We start from the raw sequence: 25,002 nt of genomic DNA on the forward strand, positions 1-25,002 counted from the left end.
AAATAAAAAAGGTCGAGTAATAATTACTTGACCTTTCCTATAAATACTAAATCTAATGATTTAGAAGATTTTTAGTGATGTACAACTGTTACAGCTCTACGATTGTAAGCAAAAGCTTCTTCAGTGTTACCCATCATAGCAGGTCTATCTTTACCATAAGATATTGTGCTTACTCTATGATGCTCGATTCCTTTATGTTTTAGGAATTCCGCAGCTTTTTGTGCTCTTCTTTCACCTAAAGCTAAGTTATACTCTCTAGTACCTCTTTCATCACAATGTCCTTCGACAGTAGCTTTTACATGAGGATGTCTTGATAACCAGCAAGCTTGTCTTTGTAATTCTTCTTTAGCTTTTTCAGATAAAGCAGAACTATCGAAAGCAAACCATACAGCATTACCTGCTTGCTTTTCAAAATCTTTCATTATAGATGTTTCTTCTGATTGATTCATTCCACAACCATGTGACGCTCTTTTGGTTTTATTACACCCTGCAAGCACAAATAATGCAAGAAAAGCTAATGTTATTTTTGTTATTTTCATAATTAAACTCCTTGAGGTTATAATTTATTAAAATTTAAATTATTCAGTTAGATAACAAGTTTAAACTAACTAAAACTATGAGGTTAGTATATATGATTATTTTATGAGTTTAAAGGCTAAAATACTATAAAATACAAATAGTACTATATAAATGTGGTAAAAATATCATTGACCTTTCCCCAAAACTCCCTTTAAAGAAGTCATAATAGGTTTGAATTAGCAATATTTAAGGATGTTAAATTATAGTAGATAGACGAAGATCAACTTCAAAAGAGCTAGGAGTTCATAAGGCGAGGAACGGAGCGTATAGTTAATACGTGAGTATCACAGCTCTTATAGAATGACAACGCCAATTTTTGAAATTCATCGAGTATATCACCATCTTAGTAAAGCACTACCCCAAGTAAGACCGGCACCAATAGCTGAGAATAAAATAATATTACCTTTTTTAATTTTATTTGAAGCTTTGAGAGTACTTAAAGCAAGTGGAATAGAAGCAGCTGAACAATTAGCGTGTTTTTCTACAGTTTTTACTACTTTATGATCTTCGACATTTAATAGCTCGGCAAGCTTATTAATGATACGTACATTTGCTTGATGGGGGATAAAATAGTTAATATCGTTTACAGTGAAATTATTATTGCGTAATAATTCCTCTATAGATTGGTGCATTTTCTCTACTGCAAGACGGAATAGTTTCTGCCCCTGCATAATTATTTTACCGCTGCTGCCATTCATACTTACGCCGCCGTTGGTATATAGTATTTCGTAATCTGCACCGCTTGAGAAAATATTACTGTCTATTACACCGGAGTTATCATCGCTACGTTGTAGGATTACACTGCCTGCTCCATCGCCAAATAAAACACAAGTAGCTCTATCTTCCCAATCTAATAAAGATGTCATTTTTTCAGCACCTATCAGTAAAATAGTTTTATATTTACCGGAAGAAATAAGAGAGTTTGCTACTTGCACGCCATAAACAAAACCGGCACATACGGCTTGTAAATCAAATGATGGAACGTTAGTTAAACCAAGATAACCTTGTAGTTTAGTTGCAACTGATGGGAAGCTATTATCAGGAGTAGTAGTGCATGTAATAATTAAATCAATCTCATTTACTGAAATGCCAGCATCTGCTATAGCCTTTTCAGCGGCTTTTAAAGCAATATGAGAAGTATATTCAGTATCACCTGCTATATGACGTTGTGAGATACCGGTTCTTGTTCTAATCCATTCATCGTTAGTGTCAACAAATTTTGCAAGCTCATCATTGCTAACAATTTTTGACGGAAGATACCCGCCGCAGCCAATAATTTTACAGGTCATAAAAATTTAGATTTAAGCTACTTCTTCTTCAGCTTCGATTTTTTTCGTTACTACTTGACGATTATTATAAGTACCATCAACTAAAGAAACGTGATGCGGAAGTTTATATTCACCAGTTTGAGAGTCAACTATTACATTAACTTTACCAAGTGCTAAATGTGAACGTCTCATATTACGTCTTGATTTTGATGTTTTCTTCTTTGGAACTGCCATTATTTACCTCTTTTATTAAAAAGTATTTGTCAAATTAGTGAAGCAGTATATTATAATCTTATAATAAAATCTAGATAAAATTAAACTTATGAAATTTTTCTTAATATTCGTCTCCAGTATATTCGTCATTTTTTCCTTAAGCGGTTGCCAAACTATTGAAAATAGAGGGCAATCTATAGATGACTCAGCACTTACAAAATTAGAAGCAAAAAAACTAAGTAAAACAGAAGTGGTAGAGCTGATTGGCACTCCTACCATGATCCCAGAATATTCTCAAGATACATGGTATTATGTTGAGCGAGTGATGTCACAAAGAGCTTGGCTTAATCCTAAAATCGTAAAACAGAGAATAGTAAAAATTACCTTTGATAGCCATAATTTAATGCAAGAGGTTGTTGTAATTGATGATTCACATAGACATGATATAGAAACGATCAGTGAATATACGAAAACATACGGCACTGAACTTAATGGCTTACAAAAATTCGTTAAAAACCTAGGTAGATTTAATAAAACTACTGGCGGAAATAAGAATAAAAATAAAAGCAAGAAAAAGAAATAAGTTGTTGTACTGTTATCCTGCGTAAGGCTTGCCTTGCGTGGATACCAAGTCGTCATGAGCTGGCATTGTTGCGTAGATCAGTTTTCCAGTTATCATCCCGTGATTTATTCACGTGATCCAGCTTTTAATAATAAAATTATTAGTATTAAAAGTTATTTTTACTTACTACCGTGGTCAAGTAACTAGATGACACTGAGGACGTTTTTCGATCTACGCAACAATGCCGTAGGCTTTGCCCGAGTGGATACCAAATCGTCATTGCGAGGAAATTATGAAGTAATTGTACGTACGCAATCCAGCTAAAAAATGCTAACTTATAGCATTTTTTATTATTATTTCTGGATTGCCTCGCTCATTTCATTCGCTCGCAATGACGGGAAACTAATCCACGCTAGGCAAGCGGGAATAAGATATGAAACGCACTACAAGCTATCGCTGTCATGTATTTTCAGAAACTTCACCGGAAATTATAACATTATTTTGCTCTGTAATAATATCTGTTTGTTTAATAATGCTTACTAGTGTATTGAGATTACCGATAATTTTAGAATCTGAGCTAGTGACATCTAGCATTATATTGCTAATAAATTTTTTGATTAAATTATCTCTATCCACTATTAGATCATGGCTATGTTTTTCTTCTACAACTTCCTTGTTAATTTTTACAAATCCAAATAAAAATACTTTTACTCTAAGATAATTAACATTTTCATAAGCCTTATTGAAACATTCTATGGCTTTAAGATTATTTTCTTTTATTTGTTCATTTAATCTAATTAAGGAACATCCTTTGTAGAAATAACAGGCAGCAATAATATCGGGGTTAGAATTTTTACTATTTTGCTCTAAAGCTTGATCAAAAAAATCTACAGCCTTTTCATTTTTTCCTGCAAAATATGCAGCTAGCCCTTTGCAATAATCAGATTCTTGATTTTTATTTAGTTTGCTTAAAGCTGCTGCTTTAGCTAAATAACTCTCTTCGAAGCTAATATTAATAAACCGCTCACCATTTTTTTCATACTTATTTTTATAATTAATGAATTTATCTAAAGCGTTTATTTCTTCTTCATATTTTTGGAGAGTATTAAAAAGATGGGCTTTCTTATAATAAGCATAAATACAATGTTCATCTTGTGAATGATGAGGATTAAGCGTTAAAAGCTTATCATAAATCATAATAGCTTCTTCAGCCTTTCCTAACTTTCCCAAACAAGCTGCTTTACCAAAATAAGCGGAATACATATATTTATTGTAAATAGTAGCCTCACCATAATTGATTGCAGCTTCATCAAATTGTTTTAATTTTTCTAATAAATACGCTTTATACAGATAGGCTTTAGCAAGTCCATCATTATAATTATTAATTTCTTCTTCATAATAGATATTTTTAGTATCTATATAAAAATTACTTGCCATATTTATAGCTTTGTTAAAAAATGCTAGTGCTTTTTCAGATTGTTCATTTTCAAAAATAAGCCCTAATCCTAGGTAAGGAATAGGATAATAATTATCTATAAAAAATTTATTGTCCCAAATTTGGGAGAAAAACCCCGCACTTGCAGTGCGTCGTTTTAACATATAGAATGTAGAGATGCAGTATTACAAGAAGATAAGCCACACAGTTTACGATTGCACTTATCATATAGTATGGGTGACTAAATATCGATATAATATATTGGTTGGTGATATTGGTAGGAGAGTCAAGGACCTAACCCAAGAGATATGTAAGGATAATGGAGTAGAGATATTAAGAGGGAAGATAGCTTCAAATCACGTACATATCTATGTATCTGTGCCACCTTATCAAAGTATTAGTAAGGTGGTACAGTATCTAAAAGGAAAGAGTTCAAGGAAGATTCAGCAGGAATTTCCAGAATTACGGAAACAGTATTGGGGTAAACACTTATGGGCTGTTGGATATTTTGTCAGAACCACAGGCAATGTGACTGACCAAATGATCAAGGATTATATTGATAAACATGAATCGAGAGATGATAAGTTTGGAAACTTTCAAGTTGAAAACTAGCTATAGCTAAGGCATTGATGCCATAATCTTAAGCCCTGCATTTGCAATGCAGGGTGGTTAACTATCTTTTGCCGTATTCTATAGCTAATTTATAAGCAGCCATTGCTTCTTGAATATTACCTTGGTTAAGTAATTTATTTCCTATAGTGCCGTAGTTAAAGATTATTTCTTCAGTGGAATTAAATATTTGAAATGGAATATGTTTGTTTATTTCATCTGAAAGTCTATTTCTTTCTTCTAATGTTTTAGGTAACTCTTGTGCCAGTATTTCTTCATCTGATTCGTTGAAACATGATATTGGATCTCTCATGATTCTTTTTAATTTGCGGATATGTTCTTCAGTTAATTTTCGTTTCATAGTTTAATAATATTTTTCATTGATATATTTATACCTTTGATACTGCAAAATTTATTAAATCAATTTGGGATTCGTGTTTGCTCACGTATTTTTATACGCCTAGCTTAACTCACCACTCACTTGATTTCTAACCTTTGAAGTATCTACGGTATGCATTAAAAATTATTAAAATTTTTAACCGCTCGAATCATATAAAAAAATTAAATAAAATAATTCTTGAATTGATAGTTTTATTAAGTGGAATTGATGTGTGAGATTCTATAATTGAATAGAATTTGAAAAATTGGCACAAAGTTAGATAAGGATATGCCAACTCTTCATTTATTAGCAGCATAAACCACTAGTAAATGAAGAGAATTGTTAGATAATAATGAAAATAAAGCAATTAATTAGAAACTTTTACTACATTTAATTTATTATATAGTTTGTAAATAGACTGTTCAGCATCGTTAATTTTTCTATTAACTACTTTCAATAATTTTTTTGAAGGCTCTTCAGTTATTTGTGCAGCAGAGCTTATTTGTTCTGCTAAATTTTTAAGAGATTCTTGTATTTCTATAAAGGATCTTCTAAATTGCTCTTTAATCGTAGTAGATGATTCTTCAAGCTCTTTTATTTTTAAACATAAATTTTCTAAAAGCTGCTCTACCTTAGCTTGCATTAAGTTTAATTTTTGCTTCTCTTTTTCACTAAGATAACTTAATGTTTCTTGCATTTTTGCTTGAATTCTTACCTTTGTAATACGATCAAGTTCTGAAGCAAGCCCAACCTTACTCATCAAGAATATTATCCATTTGTGGACATCAAAATGATACCATTTTGCACCATTACGATAGTCTGAAGGGAAAGCATGGTGATAATTATGCCAATTTTCTCCAAGTAAAAATAAAGCCATCCACCAAATATCTCCAGCAGTTCCTTTGTAATATTTTTTACTACCGACAAAGTGACATAAAGAATTTACACAAAAAGTTGCTTGTTGTTGCAAGAATCTACCAAGCCCCATGAATAAAAATCCCATATATGCCGAATGTAGAGTACCGCCAACTAGATAGCCTATAATTAATGGTACAGCTACATTCATAAAGACTGCTATCTGCCAATAATATCTTAGCTGCCACTTTAATAAACTGTTTTTACCAAGCTTAACCCAAGTAATACGATCGATAGATTTATAGCTGCCTTGCCCAACTAACATCCAGCCTATATGAGACCAAATAAAACCTAAAACCCTATTTTCAAATTTTAAAGGACTATGCGGATCTTGATCTGTATCTGTTTTAGCATGGTGCTTATAGTGGTTTGAAGCCCAAGATAAAGCAGGTCCTTGCAAAGTTCCAGCAGATAGTACAACTAAAACAAACTCAGCATATTTATTTATCTTATAAGAATGATGAGACCATAATCTATGCAATCCAATTCCAACCGTAATATTATTAACATAATAACTGCTAATCAGAAAAATAATTTCAGTCCAACCTATTCCATAATTGGATACATATTTAACTAAAAGCGATATTAGGATAAGAGGATAAATTATTAGTGCAAAAAATGCAGGCTTATTTATTTTACTTAGCATAAAGTTTAACCGATTTTTAATTGTAACAATGAACCTAACTAGCATCGATAAGAAATATTAACACAATTAATATATAAATACAAAGAAATTTTTAATTGTTATCATTAAGTATCTGATTCTACTATATCTTTATTAAGAGAATAACCAATAAAACGGACTGTTTTAATAATTGGACTATCTTTTCCTAAAGCATCTCTAATTCTATTTATATGCACATCAATCAGACGCTGGTTAAAACTTTCGTCATCTTCCCATAAATATCGCATTATTTCTCGGCGTGAATATACACTATCGGGCGATTGAAGAAAAAGTCGCAGAATTTTAAATTCTGTGGGACCTAAACGAATAGTTTCCTTGCCCTTATAAACCCTTTCAGCATTTAAATCAATGCTTATATTTTTAAATTTGATAATATTATCCTGTAAAATTGTTTTAGAGCGTCTCAACAAGTTTTTCAGAAAATGGATGATCTGATCAGATAAGAAAGGTTTATAGAAAAATGATATCAAATCATCGATCTCCATTAAATTTAACTGTTTAGTTGAGGACAGAAAAATTATCGGGGTATTAGAAAGCTTATCAATTTTCCTAATACTTAGATACAGTAACCATAGGATTTTCCTGTAGTTCTGCATTAGTAACTATGATAGCAAGGGGTTCATGGAAGAAATAATTTAATATTTTTTCTATGTTTATAATCCTTGTTATGTTAAAGCCTGCTCTTTCTATATCGTTACATAAAGAAATATTAATGCTTTTTTTATTTTCTTCTTCTATGATTAGAAGTTGTGGTAAGAGTTTGTCTAACACTAAATTAACCTCTGTTAATATTTAGTAAATAATTGAAAATTTTTGTTAATAATCTTCAGATTTACTAGGGATTATAGCAAACTTTTTTTAAAAATAAACAAAGAAATAATAATTTTTTAAAAATAATACTTGAATTTAATAGTTTCAGTTGCTATAAATAGCTTTATTTTAAAGTTTTTGTTGGGATTCTTATAATTATGAGTTTTTACGAGTCAGTTTTTATTGTGCGTCAAGACGTATCATTAAATGATATAGATAAAATTGTTGATGATTTTAGTAAAATCATTAAAGATAATAACGGTGCTATTGTAAAAAAAGAATACTGGGGATTAAGAGCTTTAGCTTATAAAATCGGTAATCACAAAAAAGGACATTATTACCTTTTAGGTCTTGATACTACTCCAGCTGTAAAGCAAGAGCTAGAAAGAAAAATGAAACTTAATGAAAATATCATAAGATTTCTTACACAGAAAGTAGATTCAATTAGTAATGAGCCTTCACCGATATTAAAAAATCAAAGTACAGAAAATACTCCAATAATTGATGTAACGGCTAATTAAAATAATCAAATCTAAATTTGCAGGAATTAAGGTAAAGAATGTCGAAAAATAATACTAGTGAAACAACAACCCGAAAACCAATGGAAAGAGCTTCTAAAAAAGTGTTCTTTAGAAGACGTAAAGGTTGCCCTCTTTCCGTGCCTAATGCACCGGTTATTGATTATAAAAATCCAGAGCTTTTAATAAAATTTGTTTCCGAAGGTGGTAGAATGCTACCAAGTAGAATCACAAATGTTTGTGCAAAAAAACAAAGAAAGCTAAATAATGCTATTAAAATTGCAAGAATTTTAGCATTGTTACCTTTTGTATTTCAAGCTAAGTAAAGGACGTATAATACCATGGAAGTTATTTTAATTAAACCGGTAAGAAAATTAGGTAAGATAGGGGAAATACATAAAGTAGCCGACGGATTTGGTCGTAATTATCTTTTACCACAAAAATTAGCTATTAGAGCTACTGAGCTTAATAAAGAGTTAATTGTTAAGCAGAAGCATGAATTAGAAGAAAAAGATAAACAAGTAAAAGAAGAAATAACAAAAATTAATGATCTTATTAAAGATCAAAAATTAATTTTTGTTCGTCAGACCTCAGATGATGGTAAATTATTTGGTTCAGTAAATAATAAGGAAATAGCCGAAAAATTATCTCAAACTGTATCTTACCCTATTTCTCATTTAAATATAATTCTTGATACTCAAATCAAATCTACAGGGATTTACAAGGTTGAAGTAAGATTGCATGCTGAGCTTAGTACAGATGTTACAGTGATTGTTGCAAGATCAGAATCAGAAGTACAAGACTATTTACGTGAACAAAAAACTGAAGAATCTACAACAGAGCCTTTAGCTGAGTCAGCATAAGACTAGCTTTATCATTCTACAATTTGATTTGTCTTTATTCAAATGCTTTATTGTCCCAAATTTGGGAGAAAAACCCCGCACTTGCAGTGCGTCGTTTTAACATATAGAATGTAGAGATGCAGTATTACAAGAAGATAAGCCACACAGTTTACGATTGCACTTATCATATAGTATGGGTGACTAAATATCGATATAATATATTGGTTGGTGATATTGGTAGGAGAGTCAAGGACCTAACCCAAGAGATATGTAAGGATAATGGAGTAGAGATATTAAGAGGGAAGATAGCTTCAAATCACGTACATATCTATGTATCTGTGCCACCTTATCAAAGTATTAGTAAGGTGGTACAGTATCTAAAAGGAAAGAGTTCAAGGAAGATTCAGCAGGAATTTCCAGAATTACGGAAACAGTATTGGGGTAAACACTTATGGGCTGTTGGATATTTTGTCAGAACCACAGGCAATGTGACTGACCAAATGATCAAGGATTATATTGATAAACATGAATCGAGAGATGATAAGTTTGGAAACTTTCAAGTTGAAAACTAGCTATAGCTAAGGCATTGATGCCATAATCTTAAGCCCTGCATTTGCAATGCAGGGTGGTTAACTTATCCCGCAACTTAATTACGGGATAGATAAGATAATAATCACCAAACATCTATCTTAGTTAATGCATAATTAGTACTTATTATATGCAAAGAAGTAAGTATTGCTTGTGTGGACTAGTTTCCTATATTACCTTATAACGGCATTGCCTACATCGAAAAACGTGATCGGTGTCATCTAGTTGCTTGTCTTATAGTACCGGACAGTTATTATTCTATGTCATTCCCGCGTAGGCGCAGTAGTGTCCGGAGAAAATTGGAGTATTATTAAAACCGTCATTGCGAGCGGTCGTAGACCGCGTGGCAATTACTTCGTAACGCCAGTTTAGGATAAGAGTGTAAGGAATAAAGATAATAAAGCAGGGTATTTACAAGAGAGGAGTGTTGAGTTACATAGATTTTGAATCAAAAAAATATGCACTCAACAATGAAAAGATGTATCATAACTCTATTTTGTATAATAGATAATTATTGTAAAGTTTACGAAGAATGGGAAGAAAGCAAATTAATACCCAGCGTTAGGAAGCGTAGGAGATCAGGGAGTTTAAGGCTTTCAGAACTATATAACTATAGTATTATATTTTTATATATCTCCATGCAAAGATTTTAAGAATTATTATTTATATCATCTATCATGTAAATATAGAGGATATTTTAGTCTTCCTAGTTACAGTCGGATAATCCAGTTGTGGCCAAGATTAGTATTACCTTTAACTATAATGTTACAATTATTTACAGGAGATGAGACTGGTATATATTTTGTTGATTCAACCAAATTATCGATATGTCATGCAAAACGTACAAATAATAATAAAGTGTTTAGTGGCATTGCTAAAATAGGTATGAGTAGTTACGGATGGTTTATGGGATTTAAATTACATATTGTAATTAATAATAAAGGTCAGATTATGGCAATTAAAATAACAAAGGGTAATGCTAGTGATTTATCTGCTGTAGACTCAATTACCAAAGGATTATGGGGTAAATTATTTGGAGACAAGGCTTATATTTCTAAGGAAATGTCCGCTAAATTATTTAGTCGTGGGCTACGGTTATTTACTGGGATTCGCAAGGATATGAAAAATCATTTATTAGATATAGAAGATAAAATACTCTTAAAAAGCAGATCAATAATTGAATCAGTATTTAATGTACTAAAAAACAGCATGAACCTTGAACATTCAAGACATCGCTCCCCTATTAATTTCTTAGTTCATATACTTTCTTGCGTAAATGCTTTTAATTTCAATAAATCTAAAAAATTTCTAACACTACTTGCTTATCCTCAGACCTCCTTATCCTAAACTGGCGTTCGTAATTTCCTCGCAATGACGACTCTCGATCCACGCAATAATGCTTTCCCGCAGAAGCGGGAATCCAGAAAAGTAAACATAAAAGCAGCAAGTTTTTAAAATTAAAAGCTCGATTCATCTCGCTTTACGCTGGATTCCCGCCGTTGCTAAAAACGACATAGAATAATAACTGTCCGGTACTATTCATCACCACAGGCAAATCTTGAAGTATCAAGGATATACAAATTATCTTTATTCATATGCGTTTGCAATAGGTCTATTTTCATAAATTCTTTTTGTCTGCAATACTATTTCTCCGATTTTTTTCTGCAAAATCTCTATAGGAGGTAATTCTGTCCAATATTGTGCAACGTGAATGCCGCTTGCCGACATTTCTAACAATTCTACTTGGGCGTCAGATTTTTCAGAACATAATATAATACCTATCGGAGGTTTTTCATTTTCAAAACATTCGTTCTTTTTTAGCCAATTTAAATATAGCTCCATTTGACCTTTATACTCTGCCTTAAATTTTCCTGTTTTTAATTCAATTGCTACTAATCTTTCTAACTTTCTATTGAAAAATAATAAATCTAAATAGAAATGTTCATTGTCTATAGTCATACGTTTTTGTCTTGCTACAAATGAAAAGCCGGTACCTAGTTCTAAAATAAATTGTTCAATACGCTGTAATATCGCATTTTCCAAATCATTTTCATAATGTTCATCTGGAAGTTCTAAAAAATCAAGTATGTAAGGGTCTTTAAGAATTAAATCAGGCTCTAACCTAGAATCTGTTTTAAATAATGATATTACTTGCTCTTCAGATCTATTAGATAACTTCGTTCTTTCATATAACATTTTATCAATATTACTACGTAACTGTCTAACGCTCCAATTTTCTTGTATAGACATATAGGCATAAAAATCTTTCTGATTCTGTTCTTTTAGAGGTAATAACTCTATTATTATGACTCCAACTTAATTGGTGCGACAGTGTCGCACTAATTTGTTGCTCTTTAAAAGATTGATAAAATTGATTCATGCGAATTAGAGCTGTACGAGAAAAGCCTTGCCCATATAATGAAGAAAGACCTTTAGCTAAAGTCTTAATAACCTCCTGTCCGTATTCCGCTCTTGTACTTTTAAGGATCTCTATGCCAGTATACCGCAGATATTTTAAGATTTGGAAGTCAAATAAGCGGTGAGCCTGCGGAGCGTACAAATAGTACGTGAGCAAAGGCGAATCCTGAAATTTGGCTTACCAAATATTGGAATATCAAAGGTATATAACATTGTCATTTCAGCGTTAGCTTTAATGGCAACTCTCACTTTAGCATTATTAATAAGAACGCTAATATCATTTATTAGTTCATTAGTATTTGTTGTTATTTCACTCATGGATTTTTCTATATATTATGTTTTGCTACTTTTAGTGTATTTTTATAAAATTTTCAATACTAAAAGTTTTATTTTAACTTTAAAAAATAAAATTTGATTTTTTAGAATTAAGCCTATATTTTAATTTAATTAAGAATTAGTTAAGTATGGAAGCTTATGTCAAATATAGATAAAGAAAAAGCTGTTGCTGCAGCTCTCGCACAGATTGAAAAAAGCTATGGTAAAGGCTCGGTTATGAAACTTGGTCAGCGTCCTAATGTTGATATAGAAGCTGTATCAACCGGTTCGCTTGGACTTGATATAGCTCTTGGAATTGGCGGAGTTCCTAAAGGTAGAATAATAGAAATATTCGGTCCTGAAAGCTCGGGTAAAACTACTCTCACATTACATTTAATTGCCGAAGCCCAGAAGAAAGGCGGGACATGTGCATTTATTGATGCTGAGCATGCTTTAGATCCAGCTTATGCTAAAAAGCTTGGAGTCAATATTGACGAGCTTATCATATCTCAGCCTGATACAGGAGAGCAAGCTTTGGAAATTGCTGATACTTTAATTCGCTCCGGCGGTATTGACATGATAATCATAGATAGTGTTGCCGCTCTAGTACCGAAATCAGAAATTGAAGGCGAGATGGGCGATGCACAAATGGCTTCTCAAGCAAGATTAATGAGTCAGGCTTTGCGTAAACTTACTGCCTCAATTAATCGTACTAACTGTATTACTGTTTTCATCAACCAAATTAGAATGAAAATAGGTGTAATGTTTGGTAGTCCTGAAACTACAACCGGCGGTAATGCTTTAAAATTCTATGCTTCAGTTAGAATAGATATCAGAAGAATAGGTTCTATTAAGGATAAAGAAGAAGTAATAGGCAGCCAAACCAAAGTAAAAGTAGTAAAAAACAAAGTATCACCTCCATTTAAAACAGCAGATTTTGATATAATGTATGGCTCAGGTATCTCAAAAGAAGGTGAAATAATCGACCTTGGAGTAAAGCTTGACATAATAGAAAAATCCGGCTCTTGGTTTTCTTATAATAGCGTACGTATCGGTCAAGGACGTGAAAATGTTAAACAATATTTGAAAGATAATCCACAAATCTCTAATGAAATTGAGAAGCTTGTACGAGAAAAATCATCTAAAGTCAATAATATAAATTTTGAACAAGAGGAGGAAGTAAATGATTGATTTAAGCGGTCAAACAGCATTAATTACCGGAGCTTCAGGAGGTATAGGAGGTGCTATTGCAAGGCAGCTTCATAAGCTTGGAAGTCATGTAATTATAAGCGGGAGTAATGAGGAAAAATTAAAAGCTCTTGGCGATGATTTAAAAGATAATTACACTATTAAAGTTTGTAATCTTACAAATACTGAAGAATGCGGCAATTTAGTAGCTCAAATAGAAAAATTAGATATTTTAGTCTGTAATGCCGGTATTACCAAAGATACGCTAGCAATCAGAATGAAAAATGAAGATTTTGACCAAGTTATTGATATTAATTTAAAAGCAAATTTCATCTTAAATCGTGAAGCAATAAAAAAGATGATGACTAATAGATACGGACGCATCATTAACATAGCCTCAATAGTAGGAGTTTCAGGTAACCCTGGGCAAGCTAATTATTGTGCTTCTAAAGCAGGTTTAATCGGTATGACAAAATCACTTGCTTATGAAGTTGCAACCAGAGGAATTACAGTTAATGCAGTAGCTCCAGGTTTTATTAAATCTGATATGACTGATAAGTTAAATGATGAACAAAAAGAAGCTATAACACGAAAAATCCCGAAAGGAACATATGGTATGCCTGAAGATATAGCAAATGCAGTTGCATTCTTAGCAAGCAATCAATCATCATATATTACTGGTCAAACCCTACATGTAAATGGTGGAATGTTAATGGTATAAAATTTTATGCTGGCATAAAACAATTTTTTGTGCTAGAAGTTCTTTTAAAGCTAAAATAGCTATGAATAATAAGTATTCATAGCTATTTTAAAATATTAAACTTATGTTTATAAATATACAAACTAATAAAAATGATTTATGGAGTTCAAAATTATGAGTAAAGTGGATAATATCGAGCAGAAAGTTATCAAAATTATTGCTGATAATCAAGGAAAAAAAATTGAAGAAATCAGCGTGGACTCGCGATTTGCAGAAGATTTAGGAGTAGATAGCCTATCTACAGTAGAAATAATGATGGAAATAGAGAAAGAATTTGGTGTTGATGTTCCTGATGAAGAAGCAACTAAGATAAAAAAAGTAGCAGATGTTGTTAACTATATAAAAGAACATAAATCTTAATCTGTGTCAAATTAAGACCTAATAAAAAATAATTAAGGATGTTAAATCAAACCATGAATAAAAGAGTAGTTATTACTGGTCTTGGACTGATTACCCCAGTTGGGCTTAACGTTAAGTCATCTTGGGATAATATAGTCCAAGGAGTAAGCGGTATAAAAACTATTACAGCATTTGACACTTCCAAACTTGCATGCAAAATTGCAGGGCTATTAAACCATTCTGAAGAGAATGGCTTCAAACTTGAAAATTTTACAAAAGCTGAAGATGTAAATAGATTGAGTAAAATGGATAAATTTATCCATTATGGCGTTGCAGCTGCAACTGAAGCAATTGAAGATAGTGGATGGTTACCAGAGGATCAAGAATCACGTGACAGAACCGGTTTAATATTAGGTTCAGGAATTGGCGGTCTTAAAATGATCGAAGATACTTCTGTAAAGCTTCATCAAGAAAATAATGGTAAAGTTAGCCCGTTCTTTATTCCAGCTTCCTTAATTAATCTTTTATCAGGTCTTGTTTCAATAAAATATGGCTTTAGTGGTCCAAACCAAGCTGCAGTAACGGCTTGCTCTACTGGAGCACATGCTATAGGCGATGCTATGCGTATGATAAAGCATGGCTATGCTGATGTTATGATCGCAGGCGGTGCGGAAGCACCGGTAACACCTGTTGGAGTTGCAGGTTTTGTAGCAGCAAGAGCCTTATGTACTAAATATAATGATGAGCCTGAAAAAGCATCGAGACCTTGGGATAAGGATCGAGGTGGTTTTGTTATGGGCGAAGGAGCTGGCGTTCTAGTCTTAGAAGAATACGAACATGCTATGCGTCGTGGTGCTAAAATTTATGGTGAGGTCGTAGGATACGGCTCTACTGGTGATGCGTACCATATGACAGCTCCACATCCTGAAGGGAGAGGAGCTTATCGAGCAATGCATGAAGCACTGCAAGATGCTGGTATAACCCCTGATGCCATTGGCTATATTAACGCACATGGTACTTCTACTGATATAGGCGATGCGATCGAATTAAATGCAGTTCAGAGATTATTTTTAGAAGCTAACCCTAAAGTTTTAATGTCTTCTACTAAATCTTCAATAGGGCATTTGCTTGGTGCTGCCGGAAGTGTTGAATTTATCTTTGGTACGCTTGCAATTAGAGATCAGATTGCACCACCTACCCTAAATTTAGAAAATCCAATGGACGAAGTTAAGTTAGACTTAGTTGCACTTAAAGCTAAAGAGGCTAAAATAAACTACGTACTTTCCAACTCTTTTGGCTTTGGCGGCACTAACACTAGTTTAATAATTAAAAAGATTTAACATCATTTCGAGAAGAAACTGAAAGTTTCGACGAAGCAATCTCAGGAGTCACTATGTCATCTAGTTGCTTGGGAACTAGATCCAGAAAATAATAAAAAATACTAATTTTATTAGTATTTTTAACTGGCTCTAGTTCCCAAGCAACTAGATGACATAACCCTATGACCCCAATCTATTACATTAAAGATGGTAATTTAAGTTTTGCTGATAAAATAATTTTATCTGATTTAGAGCTTTATTTATACAAAGGCGATAAGATTTGTCTGATAGGTCGTAATGGCTGTGGTAAATCAAGCCTAATGAAAGTAATATCGGAAGATTATGAATTAGATAACGGAGAGTTATTTAAAGACCCTGCAATCACAACTGGATATTTAAAGCAAGACATTGCGATCAAACTTAATTCTAATGTTTATGATTTCATTCTAGATCAGAACAGTAAAAATGAAATAGATATAATACTAGAAAAGCTACAAATCAATGGCACAGATAATTTATCCACCTACTCAGGCGGACAGCTTAGAAGAGCCAGCCTTGCTAAAGCCTTAATATTAGAGCCAGAAATATTATTGCTTGATGAACCGACTAACCATTTAGATATTGAAACAATTGAATGGTTGGAAGGATACGTTAAATCATATAATGGTGCGATTATTTGCGTTAGTCACGATAGAACTTTCTTATCAAATGTGACTAATAAGATTTGGTGGCTTGATCGTGGACATTTACGTAAATCCGATAAAGGATTTAAGTATTTTGATGAATGGCAAAATATTATTATAGAGCAAGAAGAAGCAGCCCTGCGGAAATTAAATAAAAAATTAGCTCAAGAAAATGAATGGTTAAATGCAGGTGTCACAGCTAGACGTAAGCGTAACCAGAAAAGGCTTGCCCAGCTAAAAACTTTAAGGGAAATAGCAAGAGAACACGCAGCAAAGCTAGCTCGTTCAAAACAAAGAGTACAAGCTGAACTTGAAGAAAATATAGCTAAAAGTAAGTTTATTATCGAAGCTGATAACGTTAGTTTTAGCTATAAAAATACTAAAATTATCGATAATTTTAGTTTCCGAGTTAAAAAAGGCGAAAAGATCGGCATAATTGGAGCGAATGGTTCAGGAAAATCTACTTTTATCAAATTACTAACCAAACAACTTACTCCTGAAATCGGCAAAATTATATATGGTGGTAATTTAGATATCTCATATTTTGATCAACATCGAGAAAAACTAAACCATAATCATACTTTGCAGCAAACTTTATGCCCTACCGGCGGAGATCAGGTATTTTTGCCCAATGATAAAACTATGCATGTTGCTGGCTATCTGAAGCAATTCATGTTCGATCCTAAGCTACTAAATGCTAAAACTGCTATTCTATCAGGAGGTGAGGCTAACAGGCTATTACTTGCAAAAATTTTAATTAACCCTGGCAATTTGCTCATCCTAGATGAACCAACCAACGATTTAGATATGGATAGTTTAGAGATTTTACTAGACATACTTGCAGATTATTCCGGCACTTTAATAGTAGTTAGTCATGATCGTGATTTCTTAGATAGATTAGTTACACGAACCTTAGTTTTTGCTCAAGGTAAAATTTATGATTTAACTGGCGGATATGAAGATTACAAGCAATATTTTACTGTAAGCCCCATAACTAAAAAAATCTCAAAGCCTATAACTCCTATTTCTAGTCCTAAAGAACCACAAAATAAAAAGCTATTAACCCACCAATTAAATACCTGACATAATAGTTGCAAATACTAAAATATAATGTTAGAATGAAATAATGCTAAAAAAAGAAGATTTTAGGACATTATCAACGAGTGCACAAGCAGCTTTAAGAAAAGTTGCATTAAGAGCAATTGATAAAGGAGAAAAACAATCAGATGTATCAAATCTTATAGGAGTAACACGTCAGACTATTAGTAACTGGGTTAACAAAAGAAGAAGAGGTGATAAATATGCAATAACTGGCAAGTCTAGAGGAAGAAAGACAGGAGAGAAAAGAATAATAAATGAAATGCTGGGTAAAAAAATACAAGATTATATAAATCACTCTAGACCAGAAGATCACAATATCAAATCTGCACTATGGTCAAGAAAAGCTATTAATGCCCTGATTAAAAAATGCTGTGGTTTCTTTTTGCCATTAAGTACGATTGGAGAATATTTAAGAAGATGGGGATATACTGCACAAAAACCAAAGAAATTAGCTTATGAGCAACAGCCAAAACAAGTTCAAGTATGGCTAGATGAAGAATATCCCGCAATAGTAAAACAAGCACAAATGGAACAAGCTGAAATACACTGGTGTGATGAAGTGGGTATAAAATCAGAATGTCAGGTGTTACAGAGCTATTCTTTAAAAGGCAAAACACCCGTAGTTATTCATAAATCAAAACGATTTACTATAAATATGATATCAACTGTTACGAACAATGGTAAACTAAGGTTCATGTTATATGAAGATACACTAAAAACAGATATATTTATAGAATTTCTAAGAAGATTAGTGAAATCTGCAAGAAGGAAGATCTTTTTAATATTAGACAATTTAAAAGTACATCATAGTAAAAAAGTATACAGCTGGACAAATAAGCATAAAGATAAAATTTCTTTGTTTTTTTTGCCTCCTTATACTCCACAACATAATCCAGATGAATACTTAAATAATGACTTAAAAAGAAATGTAAATAGAAAACATATACCTCTTACAAAAGATGAGTTAAAATACAATCTTAAATCTTATTTACGTTGCTTACAGAACAATCCTAAACATATACAAAAATTGTTCCAAGCCGATGATGTTAAATATGCCTCTTAAGTCAGGTATTTAATTGGTGGGTTAATATCTTACAAATATCAACGTTTGCTTGAAACATTACCAAATGAAATTGAAAAATTAGAAGCTTCAATTAAGGCTTTAGAAAAGCAACTTGAGGATAGCAATCTATACCTTGCAAACCCGCAAAAATATAATCAAATCAGTACTCAACTAGTTAATGATAAAAAGAAACTTGATGAGTTATTAAATCAGTGGCTTACAATATAAAGTTAATTTTTGTTAATAAATACTTGACTTAAATTTTACTATTTGCTAACGTTTTTTTGTAATGAGAGCAATAGATATAAAAGGTTATTGTGAGTAATAAAGAAAATATAAGCAAGAAACAGATAGATGATCTTCAAATTTCTAATGAGATTAAATCTATCCTTTCTCAAGTAAGTGCTACTAATAATCCTACAGAGTTAAGTAGATTAGCAAGTCAAATACGATCGCTAAAATCTGATAATAGTTATCTTAATAATATAATTGATGAAATTCAAAACACTATAATAAAAAAGCAAGAAACTTCTGAAATACAATCTAATTCTGAAACTTATGCAAGAGACTTAGAAAAATTACAACAGCAACTACAACAAGAAGAAATACAAAAATATAAAGCAAAAGTAACAGAACAAATTAGAGAGCTTAATACTAAACACGATAAATTTAAGGAAAATCTAGAAGAGTATAAAAAATTATATACCCCACTAGAAGAAATGGTAAAAAAAGATTCTAAAGGGGAGATAACAATTGATGAAAAAGCTGTAGATAAAAATATACTAACTCATCAAGAAGTAGAAGAGCGTAGACAAAAATTTGCAGGGCTTAAAGAACAAGAGAAAGGAATAAATGAAGTATTTGAGAAAGCTCAGCAAGAAAAGGAAGAGCTAGAAAAAGAAATTAACAGCTTATCGCAAATAAAAAAACAACATTTAACCCCAGAGCAAATAAATAAATTAAAAACTAATCATGACAAGCTAGCAGCGAATAAGGAATTATTAGAAAAAGTTCGAGAAATAAGACAAAACATAAAGAGTGATCTCGATAAATTAAAATCATCGCATGAAAAAGATCACATACACATAAAACAATTTAAAGATGCTATAGAAAAAACAGAACATACTAGAAGCCCTGATAAACATGAACAATTAAAGCAAAAACATGTTTTACTTTACAATCAACATGATGCAATAACAAATAATAAAGAGCTAGATGAAAAAGATAAAAAAATACGTCAAAATGTAAAAACTCAGCATCAATGCGATAAAATAAAGGATTCTTTAACTAATTCAGAACCTAAAAAAACTATATCGCAAAATGTACAACCACAAATTAATAATCAAAAAAAAAATAGGTAGGGAGATATAATTCATTCGTCTATAAAATAATCAATCACAAAACTAAAAAAGGAGAAAATTATGTCTAAAGAAAAAAAAACTGCAGAAGAATTATTTAAAGAATTCCAAAAAACTTATAACCCTGAAGCAAACAAAGCTTTTGTACAACAAACACAGCAAGATTCCAAAAATCTAGCAGGAATGGTTACTACACCATTTCATCATGGAGATTTGCAGCAAGAACAAGATAATAACGTTAAAAAACTAGGAGGTACTAAACATCACTCTAAATGTGAAATAATATAATTATCTTTCTTTTTATTTTCATATAACCTATCTAGAATTTACACAAATTCTAAATTCTATGCATTTTTTAAAAATGCATAGAACCTAAACAATACTTCCCTCGAATATTATTTAAAATTTGATAAAGTTATTTAAATATATTATAATGTAGACCTTTTAAGGTATTACAAAACATTATATATGAGTAAGAAGCTTTATATTAAAACTTACGGATGTCAGATAAATGTGTATGACTCCGTTAAGATGCAGGACTTGCTATATCCTTACGGCTATGAGCCTACAGAAAATATCGAGGAAGCAGATGTCATTATTTTAAATACTTGCCATATCAGAGAAAAAGCCGCAGAAAAAACCTATTCGGAACTTGGTCGCATTAAAAAATTACAAGATGCACGAAAAAAACAAGGTTTAAATTCAGCAATAATAGTAGTAGCTGGCTGTGTTGCACAAGCTGAGGGCGAAGAAATTTTTACCAGAACTCCTTATGTTGATATCGTAGTTGGTCCTCAATCTTATTATAACTTACCCGAATTAATTTCTAAAGTTGTTAGACACGAAAAACACTTAATCAATCTTGATTTTGTTGAAGAAGCAAAATTTGACCAATTACCTGAGCAGTTATATCCGCAAGGAGCTAGTAGCTTTATATCAGTGCAAGAGGGGTGCGATAAGTTTTGTACTTTTTGCGTAGTACCTTATACTAGAGGTGCTGAATTTTCAAGAAATGTAGAGCAAGTTTATAGAGAAGCTTTAAAGGTAGTTAGCAGCGGTGCTAAAGAAATCATGCTGCTTGGACAGAATGTTAATGCCTATCACGGCAAAACATCAGACGATAAAGTATTTACTCTTGCTGATTTGATAAGGCATTTAGCAAAAATTCCAAATTTAGAGAGATTACGTTATACCACGTCACATCCGATAGATATGACAGATGATTTAATAAGCTTGCACGGCTTAGAGCCTAAATTAATGCCGTTTTTACATCTTCCAGTGCAATCAGGTTCAAATAAAATACTCAAGGCAATGAACCGCAAACATGATCGGGATTATTACTTTGATATAATTGATCGCTTAAGAAAAGCAAGACCTGATATAGTTTTATCTTCTGATTTTATTGTTGGATTTCCTGGCGAAACAGATGAAGATTTTGCCGATACTTTAGATTTAGTCCGTAAAGTAAAATATGGTCAGTGCTATTCATTTAAATATAGCCCACGTCCTGGTACCCCAGGGGCGACAAGAAACGATCAAGTGCCTGAACATATTAAATCAGAAAGATTAACTATCTTACAGCAAGAATTATCAAATCAACAGCTAGCCTTTAATGAAAGCTGTGTAGGAAGTATTATGAAAGTTTTATTTGATCGTAATGGTAAATTTGATGATCAAATCATAGGCAAAACACCTTATATGCAGTCCGTATATATCAAAAACCCTAATAAAGATTTACTTGGTAAAATTATTGAGGTAAAAATTACTAAAGCAGCACTTAATAGTTTAAGTGGAGATATAATTTAAGATCGTCATTGTAAGGAGCGTGGCAACCCATAAAATAATAAAACTAAAATGTATAAATCTCTATTTTTTTGTTTAAAAATTCTTGCTTTGCTTTTTTTAATAGGCTGCGGAATTGTCTCTTATATAATATATTACTATTCCCGTGATTTACCTGATTATAGACAGCTAGCAAGATATTATCCTCCCTCGGTAACCCGTATTTATTCTCGTGATGGAAAATTAATGGAGGAATATGCTTTCGAGCGGCGTGTATTTATCCCAATTAACAGTATTCCTACCTCATTAAAAGAAAGCTTTATTGCTGCAGAGGATAAAAATTTCTATAACCACCAAGGGGTTGATTTATTTGGAATAGTTAGGGCAGCGTTTCTTAACATATCAAATTTTCTTCATCATAGGCGTATGGAGGGTGCTTCTACTATTACTCAGCAGGTAGTAAAGAATTTTCTACTTACCAATGAAGTATCGTTTCAGCGTAAGATCAAAGAAGCAATTTTATCTTATATGATCTCAAGAGTATTTACCAAAGATCAGATTTTAGAATTATATCTCAATCAAACATTTTTTGGGCGTGGTGCGTATGGGGTTGCTACCGCCGCACAAAATTATTTTAACAAATCAGTAGAGGAGCTAACTATTGCAGAGTCAGCTTTTATTGCAGCATTACCTAAAGCACCTTCTGAACTTAATCCTGAGAAAAATTATGCTAGGGTTAAAGCTCGTCGTGATTATGTAATAATGCGAATGCTAGAAGATGGTTATATCACAAGCGATGCAGCAAAAGAGGCAGTAGATAGTCCAATTACGCTACGAAAACGAGATCAGGATGAAACTGTTACGGCCGATTATTATGCTGAGCAAGTTAGGGATGAAGTAATTAAAATGCTAGGTAGTAAAGATGAATTTTATACTAGCGGTCTTACTATTATTACTTCTTTAGATGCTAAAATGCAAAAATTTGCTGAAGAGTCACTACGAAAAGGTCTTAGAGATTTTGATAGAAAACGTGGTTTCAGAAAAGCTATAGCTACTATTTCACTTAATAACTGGCAAGAAGAACTAAAAAAATTACCAACCACACCATCGCTTCTAGAATATAAAATCGCTGTAGTTTTAGAAGTTACTGATACTCAAGCTGAGATCGGGTTTGCAAGCGGAGCTAAATCTAAAATCCCTATTTCTGAAATGAAATGGGCAAAAAGTGAGCTTAAATCAGCTAAAAAGCTACTAACAAAGGGTGATGTAATAGTTGTAGAACCTGTAAAAGATTATTATGCCTTACGGCAAATTCCAGAAGTAAACGGTGCTATTATGGTCATGAATCCAAATACTGGACAGGTACTTGCAAGCGTCGGCGGATATGATTTCTTTGCTAGTAAATTTGACAGGGTAACACAGGCACTTCGTCAACCTGGTTCTTTAAGTAAAACTTTTGTTTATCTAGCAGCCCTTGAAAATGGCGTTAAACCAAATCAGATTTTTAATGACGGTCCTATTGAGATTTCGCAAGGTCCAGGCATGCCTAGCTGGCGACCTAAAAATTATGAGGGTAAGTTTCTAGGACCGATTACTATGCGTACCGGACTTGAAAAATCCCGTAATCTTGTAACAGTTAGAGTAGCAACTGCGGTGGGACTCACCAAAATCGTTGATATAATTAAGCGATTCGGAATTAATGATAATCCGCAAAAAGTCTATTCTATGGTACTTGGTTCTATTGAAACAACGCTTGAGAGAATAACTAATGCTTATGGCATTATTGCTAATGGTGGTAAAAGAATAAAGCCGCATTTTGTTGAATTAATCAAAGATCGTAACGGCAAAGTTATTTATCGCAGAGATGATAGAGAATGTACAACTTGTAACGTTTCAGATAATGATTTAGATAACGCTATATTAGAAATTCCGGCAGAAAATATTTATATGGTCACGGATGCAGCAAGTGACTATCAAATTACCTCACTTTTAACAGGTGTAGTAGATAGAGGGACTGCTTACTCCGCAAAGAAATTAGGGAAAATTATCGGCGGAAAAACCGGTACTAGTAACGATAGTAAAGATACATGGTTTATAGGCTTCACGCCTAAAATAGTTGTGGGTAGTTATGTTGGGTATGATACGCCAAGAACTTTAGGAAGAAGAGCAACAGGATCAAGCGTAGTACTGCCTATTTTTGTTGATTTTATGAGTAATGCTTATAAAAATGAGCCATCATTGCCTTTTAAAGTACCTGATTCAATAAGATTACAAGCTGTAGATAGAGCAACTGGTCAAATCACGCCTGGTGGTTCTATTATGGAAGCATTTAAGATCAATAACATCCTGATAATTGAAGATGACAGCGAAATTATAGACAACAATTATAATAATGACGTTTTTGATTACGTGCCTAGCGAAAAAGATCAATCTCAGGAAATATACTAAACCTAAAAAAGTTAAAACTAATGAAAAAAATTACTTTATACTTAACTGCGTTAATATCATTTACTGCATCTTTTGCAGCTAAAGCAGATTGCTTTTTAGTTAAGGAAAATGATAAGCTTATTAAACAAGATGGTGATTGCAAATCACGCTATGCTCCATGTTCTACCTTTAAAATTGTTTTAAGTTTAATGGGTTATGATAACGGATTTTTAATTGATGAAACTCATCCAAAATTACCTTTTAAAGATGGTTATGACGATTATCTTGAAGTTTGGAAACAGCCACATACACCTAAAGACTGGATGAAAAATAGCTGTCTTTGGTATTCACGTCTTATTACTAAAGAATTAGGTTATGAAAAGTTCCATAATTACGTAACAAAATTTAATTATGGTAACCAAGATACTTCAGGAGATAAAGGAAAGAACAATGGTTTAACTAATGCGTGGCTTTCTAGCTCTTTAGAAATTTCACCTGAAGAACAGATTGCTTTCCTACAAAAACTTGCAGCAGCTCAATTACCTGTAAGCCTTAAAGCTCAGGAAATGACCAATAAATATTATGTTTATCGAAGATTTTGCAGATGGATGGAAGCTTTATGCTAAAACAGGGAGCGGAAATCGTCTTAATGAAGACAGAACTATAAAGTTAAAAGATCGTCAAATAGGTTGGTTTATAGGATGGTTACAAAAAGATAACCGCAAAGTTTTCTTTGTACACTTTATTGAAGATAAAGAACATCACGATTCTTATGCAAGTTTTCTCTCTAGAGAGGCTGCAAAAGAGAAGCTAAAAGGATTAATAAGCAAAGAACTGAAATAATTT

The 25,002-nt window shown here is 32.4% G+C and carries 27 protein-coding genes and 4 pseudogenes; 20 read left to right on the forward strand and 11 right to left on the reverse strand.

Features of this window, described 5'->3' with window-relative positions; translation table 11 throughout:
* Positions 1–71 precede the first annotated feature (71 nt).
* The 3 genes from pal to rpmF form a co-directional block, all read right to left on the reverse strand.
* Positions 72–539, reverse strand: a complete 468-nt coding sequence (gene pal / locus AAGD54_RS00510; protein WP_016948649.1) for a peptidoglycan-associated lipoprotein Pal — start codon at positions 537–539, stop codon at positions 72–74.
* Between the two features lie 375 nt (positions 540–914).
* Positions 915–1,868, reverse strand: coding sequence for a beta-ketoacyl-ACP synthase III (locus tag AAGD54_RS00515; protein WP_341794733.1), 954 nt, complete (start codon positions 1,866–1,868; stop codon positions 915–917).
* A 12-nt stretch (positions 1,869–1,880) separates the two neighbouring features.
* The gene (gene rpmF / locus AAGD54_RS00520; protein WP_341788705.1) at positions 1,881–2,081 is read right to left on the reverse strand and encodes a 50S ribosomal protein L32; all 201 of its coding nucleotides are present in this window, start codon (positions 2,079–2,081) and stop codon (positions 1,881–1,883) included.
* Between the two features lie 88 nt (positions 2,082–2,169).
* Here rpmF and AAGD54_RS00525 point away from each other — a divergent pair, with 88 nt between their 5' ends.
* Positions 2,170–2,643 (forward strand): outer membrane protein assembly factor BamE, encoded by a 474-nt coding sequence (locus AAGD54_RS00525; RefSeq protein WP_341788704.1) that lies wholly within the window; start codon positions 2,170–2,172, stop codon positions 2,641–2,643.
* A gap of 438 nt (positions 2,644–3,081) precedes the next feature.
* Here AAGD54_RS00525 and AAGD54_RS00530 read toward each other — a convergent pair whose 3' ends face one another.
* Positions 3,082–4,221 (reverse strand): tetratricopeptide repeat protein, encoded by a 1,140-nt coding sequence (locus tag AAGD54_RS00530; RefSeq protein ID WP_341794734.1) that lies wholly within the window; start codon positions 4,219–4,221, stop codon positions 3,082–3,084.
* A 13-nt stretch (positions 4,222–4,234) separates the two neighbouring features.
* On the opposite strand from AAGD54_RS00530, the gene tnpA (AAGD54_RS00535) reads away from it, so the two are divergent.
* Positions 4,235–4,669 carry an IS200/IS605 family transposase gene (tnpA, locus tag AAGD54_RS00535; protein ID WP_341794258.1) on the forward strand — a complete coding sequence of 145 codons (435 nt, stop codon included), beginning with the start codon at positions 4,235–4,237 and terminating at the stop codon, positions 4,667–4,669.
* A gap of 61 nt (positions 4,670–4,730) precedes the next feature.
* Here the strand turns inward: tnpA (AAGD54_RS00535) and AAGD54_RS00540 are convergent, their stop codons facing one another.
* The 4 genes from AAGD54_RS00540 to AAGD54_RS00555 all read right to left on the reverse strand — a co-directional run bounded on the left by AAGD54_RS00540 (position 4,731) and on the right by AAGD54_RS00555 (position 7,416).
* Entirely contained in the window at positions 4,731–4,979 is a 249-nt protein-coding gene (locus AAGD54_RS00540; RefSeq protein WP_341794735.1) for a hypothetical protein, read from the reverse strand.
* A gap of 433 nt (positions 4,980–5,412) precedes the next feature.
* Positions 5,413–6,606, reverse strand: coding sequence for a fatty acid desaturase (locus AAGD54_RS00545; protein ID WP_341794736.1), 1,194 nt, complete (start codon positions 6,604–6,606; stop codon positions 5,413–5,415).
* Positions 6,607–6,710: 104 nt separating this feature from the next.
* Positions 6,711–7,130 carry a winged helix-turn-helix domain-containing protein gene (locus tag AAGD54_RS00550; RefSeq protein WP_231289257.1) on the reverse strand — a complete coding sequence of 140 codons (420 nt, stop codon included), beginning with the start codon at positions 7,128–7,130 and terminating at the stop codon, positions 6,711–6,713.
* A gap of 64 nt (positions 7,131–7,194) precedes the next feature.
* A complete protein-coding gene (locus AAGD54_RS00555) occupies positions 7,195–7,416 on the reverse strand; it encodes a hypothetical protein (RefSeq protein WP_341788699.1) in 222 nt (73 codons plus the stop codon).
* Between the two features lie 197 nt (positions 7,417–7,613).
* Here AAGD54_RS00555 and rpsF point away from each other — a divergent pair, with 197 nt between their 5' ends.
* The 5 genes from rpsF (at position 7,614) to AAGD54_RS00580 (ending at position 10,750) form a co-directional block, all read left to right on the forward strand.
* Positions 7,614–7,976, forward strand: a complete 363-nt coding sequence (rpsF, locus tag AAGD54_RS00560) for a 30S ribosomal protein S6 (protein ID WP_341794737.1) — start codon at positions 7,614–7,616, stop codon at positions 7,974–7,976.
* 38 nt (positions 7,977–8,014) lie between these two features.
* Complete coding sequence (gene rpsR, locus AAGD54_RS00565; protein ID WP_341788698.1) at positions 8,015–8,299, forward strand: 30S ribosomal protein S18; 285 nt, start codon at positions 8,015–8,017, stop codon at positions 8,297–8,299.
* A gap of 15 nt (positions 8,300–8,314) precedes the next feature.
* Positions 8,315–8,836 (forward strand): 50S ribosomal protein L9, encoded by a 522-nt coding sequence (gene rplI, locus AAGD54_RS00570; RefSeq protein WP_341794738.1) that lies wholly within the window; start codon positions 8,315–8,317, stop codon positions 8,834–8,836.
* Positions 8,837–8,952: 116 nt separating this feature from the next.
* Complete coding sequence (gene tnpA / locus AAGD54_RS00575; protein WP_341794258.1) at positions 8,953–9,387, forward strand: IS200/IS605 family transposase; 435 nt, start codon at positions 8,953–8,955, stop codon at positions 9,385–9,387.
* A 646-nt stretch (positions 9,388–10,033) separates the two neighbouring features.
* The gene (locus AAGD54_RS00580) at positions 10,034–10,750 is read left to right on the forward strand and encodes an IS982 family transposase (RefSeq protein ID WP_341795139.1); all 717 of its coding nucleotides are present in this window, start codon (positions 10,034–10,036) and stop codon (positions 10,748–10,750) included.
* A gap of 240 nt (positions 10,751–10,990) precedes the next feature.
* Here the strand turns inward: AAGD54_RS00580 and AAGD54_RS00585 are convergent, their stop codons facing one another.
* The 3 genes from AAGD54_RS00585 to AAGD54_RS00595 are packed head-to-tail and all read right to left on the reverse strand — an operon-like array spanning position 10,991 to position 12,139.
* Entirely contained in the window at positions 10,991–11,653 is a 663-nt protein-coding gene (locus AAGD54_RS00585) for a PDDEXK nuclease domain-containing protein (RefSeq protein WP_341794739.1), read from the reverse strand.
* Positions 11,625–11,978, reverse strand: coding sequence for a DUF1016 N-terminal domain-containing protein (locus AAGD54_RS00590; protein WP_341794740.1), 354 nt, complete (start codon positions 11,976–11,978; stop codon positions 11,625–11,627). The genes AAGD54_RS00585 and AAGD54_RS00590 overlap by 29 nt, the downstream gene beginning before the upstream one ends.
* A complete protein-coding gene (locus tag AAGD54_RS00595) occupies positions 11,918–12,139 on the reverse strand; it encodes a hypothetical protein (RefSeq protein ID WP_341795224.1) in 222 nt (73 codons plus the stop codon). The genes AAGD54_RS00590 and AAGD54_RS00595 overlap by 61 nt, the downstream gene beginning before the upstream one ends.
* A 156-nt stretch (positions 12,140–12,295) precedes the next feature.
* On the opposite strand from AAGD54_RS00595, the gene recA reads away from it, so the two are divergent.
* The 13 genes and pseudogenes from recA (at position 12,296) to AAGD54_RS00660 (ending at position 24,999) form a co-directional block, all read left to right on the forward strand.
* Positions 12,296–13,327 (forward strand): recombinase RecA, encoded by a 1,032-nt coding sequence (gene recA / locus AAGD54_RS00600; protein WP_341788695.1) that lies wholly within the window; start codon positions 12,296–12,298, stop codon positions 13,325–13,327.
* The gene (gene fabG / locus AAGD54_RS00605) at positions 13,320–14,045 is read left to right on the forward strand and encodes a 3-oxoacyl-ACP reductase FabG (RefSeq protein ID WP_341788694.1); all 726 of its coding nucleotides are present in this window, start codon (positions 13,320–13,322) and stop codon (positions 14,043–14,045) included. The genes recA and fabG overlap by 8 nt, the downstream gene beginning before the upstream one ends.
* 138 nt (positions 14,046–14,183) lie before the next feature.
* Positions 14,184–14,444, forward strand: coding sequence for an acyl carrier protein (gene acpP / locus AAGD54_RS00610; RefSeq protein ID WP_095568289.1), 261 nt, complete (start codon positions 14,184–14,186; stop codon positions 14,442–14,444).
* Positions 14,445–14,482: 38 nt separating this feature from the next.
* Positions 14,483–15,763, forward strand: coding sequence for a beta-ketoacyl-ACP synthase II (gene fabF, locus AAGD54_RS00615; RefSeq protein ID WP_341794741.1), 1,281 nt, complete (start codon positions 14,483–14,485; stop codon positions 15,761–15,763).
* 161 nt (positions 15,764–15,924) lie between these two features.
* A pseudogene (locus tag AAGD54_RS00620) lies at positions 15,925–17,484 on the forward strand (ABC-F family ATP-binding cassette domain-containing protein); the annotation flags it as partial.
* A gap of 67 nt (positions 17,485–17,551) precedes the next feature.
* Positions 17,552–18,589 (forward strand): IS630 family transposase, encoded by a 1,038-nt coding sequence (locus AAGD54_RS00625; RefSeq protein WP_341794233.1) that lies wholly within the window; start codon positions 17,552–17,554, stop codon positions 18,587–18,589.
* Positions 18,590–18,613: 24 nt separating this feature from the next.
* Positions 18,614–18,817: pseudogene (locus AAGD54_RS00630) on the forward strand (ABC transporter C-terminal domain-containing protein); the annotation flags it as partial.
* 89 nt (positions 18,818–18,906) lie between these two features.
* Positions 18,907–19,950, forward strand: coding sequence for a hypothetical protein (locus tag AAGD54_RS00635; RefSeq protein WP_341794742.1), 1,044 nt, complete (start codon positions 18,907–18,909; stop codon positions 19,948–19,950).
* 60 nt (positions 19,951–20,010) lie between these two features.
* On the forward strand, positions 20,011–20,235 hold the full coding sequence (locus AAGD54_RS00640; protein WP_341788689.1) for a hypothetical protein: 225 nt from the start codon (positions 20,011–20,013) through the stop codon (positions 20,233–20,235).
* 180 nt (positions 20,236–20,415) lie between these two features.
* On the forward strand, positions 20,416–21,753 hold the full coding sequence (miaB, locus tag AAGD54_RS00645) for a tRNA (N6-isopentenyl adenosine(37)-C2)-methylthiotransferase MiaB (RefSeq protein ID WP_341794743.1): 1,338 nt from the start codon (positions 20,416–20,418) through the stop codon (positions 21,751–21,753).
* Between the two features lie 48 nt (positions 21,754–21,801).
* Entirely contained in the window at positions 21,802–24,177 is a 2,376-nt protein-coding gene (locus AAGD54_RS00650) for a penicillin-binding protein 1A (RefSeq protein WP_341794744.1), read from the forward strand.
* A 188-nt stretch (positions 24,178–24,365) separates the two neighbouring features.
* Positions 24,366–24,629, forward strand: a pseudogene (locus AAGD54_RS00655) (penicillin-binding transpeptidase domain-containing protein); the annotation flags it as partial.
* A 93-nt stretch (positions 24,630–24,722) separates the two neighbouring features.
* Positions 24,723–24,999, forward strand: a pseudogene (locus tag AAGD54_RS00660) (penicillin-binding transpeptidase domain-containing protein).
* The last annotated feature ends 3 nt before the right edge of the window (positions 25,000–25,002 follow it).

It is taken from the genome of Rickettsia endosymbiont of Rhinocyllus conicus, assembly GCF_964026465.1.
Taxonomy (GTDB): Bacteria; Pseudomonadota; Alphaproteobacteria; order Rickettsiales; family Rickettsiaceae; genus Rickettsia.

Excerpts from the sequence above, each read along its gene's own strand:
- pal (WP_016948649.1), bottom strand. The coding sequence starts at position 539 with ATGAAAATAACAAAAATAACATTAGCTTTTCTTGCATTATTTGTGCTT.
- AAGD54_RS00515 (WP_341794733.1), bottom strand. The coding sequence starts at position 1,868 with ATGACCTGTAAAATTATTGGCTGCGGCGGGTATCTTCCGTCAAAAATT.
- rpmF (WP_341788705.1), bottom strand. The coding sequence starts at position 2,081 with ATGGCAGTTCCAAAGAAGAAAACATCAAAATCAAGACGTAATATGAGA.
- AAGD54_RS00525 (WP_341788704.1), top strand. The coding sequence starts at position 2,170 with ATGAAATTTTTCTTAATATTCGTCTCCAGTATATTCGTCATTTTTTCC.
- AAGD54_RS00530 (WP_341794734.1), bottom strand. The coding sequence starts at position 4,221 with ATGTTAAAACGACGCACTGCAAGTGCGGGGTTTTTCTCCCAAATTTGG.
- tnpA (WP_341794258.1), top strand. The coding sequence starts at position 4,235 with ATGCAGTATTACAAGAAGATAAGCCACACAGTTTACGATTGCACTTAT.
- AAGD54_RS00540 (WP_341794735.1), bottom strand. The coding sequence starts at position 4,979 with ATGAGAGATCCAATATCATGTTTCAACGAATCAGATGAAGAAATACTG.
- AAGD54_RS00545 (WP_341794736.1), bottom strand. The coding sequence starts at position 6,606 with ATGCTAAGTAAAATAAATAAGCCTGCATTTTTTGCACTAATAATTTAT.
- AAGD54_RS00550 (WP_231289257.1), bottom strand. The coding sequence starts at position 7,130 with ATGGAGATCGATGATTTGATATCATTTTTCTATAAACCTTTCTTATCT.
- rpsF (WP_341794737.1), top strand. The coding sequence starts at position 7,614 with ATGAGTTTTTACGAGTCAGTTTTTATTGTGCGTCAAGACGTATCATTA.
- rpsR (WP_341788698.1), top strand. The coding sequence starts at position 8,015 with ATGTCGAAAAATAATACTAGTGAAACAACAACCCGAAAACCAATGGAA.
- rplI (WP_341794738.1), top strand. The coding sequence starts at position 8,315 with ATGGAAGTTATTTTAATTAAACCGGTAAGAAAATTAGGTAAGATAGGG.
- tnpA (WP_341794258.1), top strand. The coding sequence starts at position 8,953 with ATGCAGTATTACAAGAAGATAAGCCACACAGTTTACGATTGCACTTAT.
- AAGD54_RS00585 (WP_341794739.1), bottom strand. The coding sequence starts at position 11,653 with ATGTCTATACAAGAAAATTGGAGCGTTAGACAGTTACGTAGTAATATT.
- AAGD54_RS00595 (WP_341795224.1), bottom strand. The coding sequence starts at position 12,139 with ATGAGTGAAATAACAACAAATACTAATGAACTAATAAATGATATTAGC.
- recA (WP_341788695.1), top strand. The coding sequence starts at position 12,296 with ATGTCAAATATAGATAAAGAAAAAGCTGTTGCTGCAGCTCTCGCACAG.
- fabG (WP_341788694.1), top strand. The coding sequence starts at position 13,320 with ATGATTGATTTAAGCGGTCAAACAGCATTAATTACCGGAGCTTCAGGA.
- acpP (WP_095568289.1), top strand. The coding sequence starts at position 14,184 with ATGGAGTTCAAAATTATGAGTAAAGTGGATAATATCGAGCAGAAAGTT.
- fabF (WP_341794741.1), top strand. The coding sequence starts at position 14,483 with ATGTTAAATCAAACCATGAATAAAAGAGTAGTTATTACTGGTCTTGGA.
- AAGD54_RS00625 (WP_341794233.1), top strand. The coding sequence starts at position 17,552 with ATGCTAAAAAAAGAAGATTTTAGGACATTATCAACGAGTGCACAAGCA.
- AAGD54_RS00640 (WP_341788689.1), top strand. The coding sequence starts at position 20,011 with ATGTCTAAAGAAAAAAAAACTGCAGAAGAATTATTTAAAGAATTCCAA.
- miaB (WP_341794743.1), top strand. The coding sequence starts at position 20,416 with ATGAGTAAGAAGCTTTATATTAAAACTTACGGATGTCAGATAAATGTG.
- AAGD54_RS00650 (WP_341794744.1), top strand. The coding sequence starts at position 21,802 with ATGTATAAATCTCTATTTTTTTGTTTAAAAATTCTTGCTTTGCTTTTT.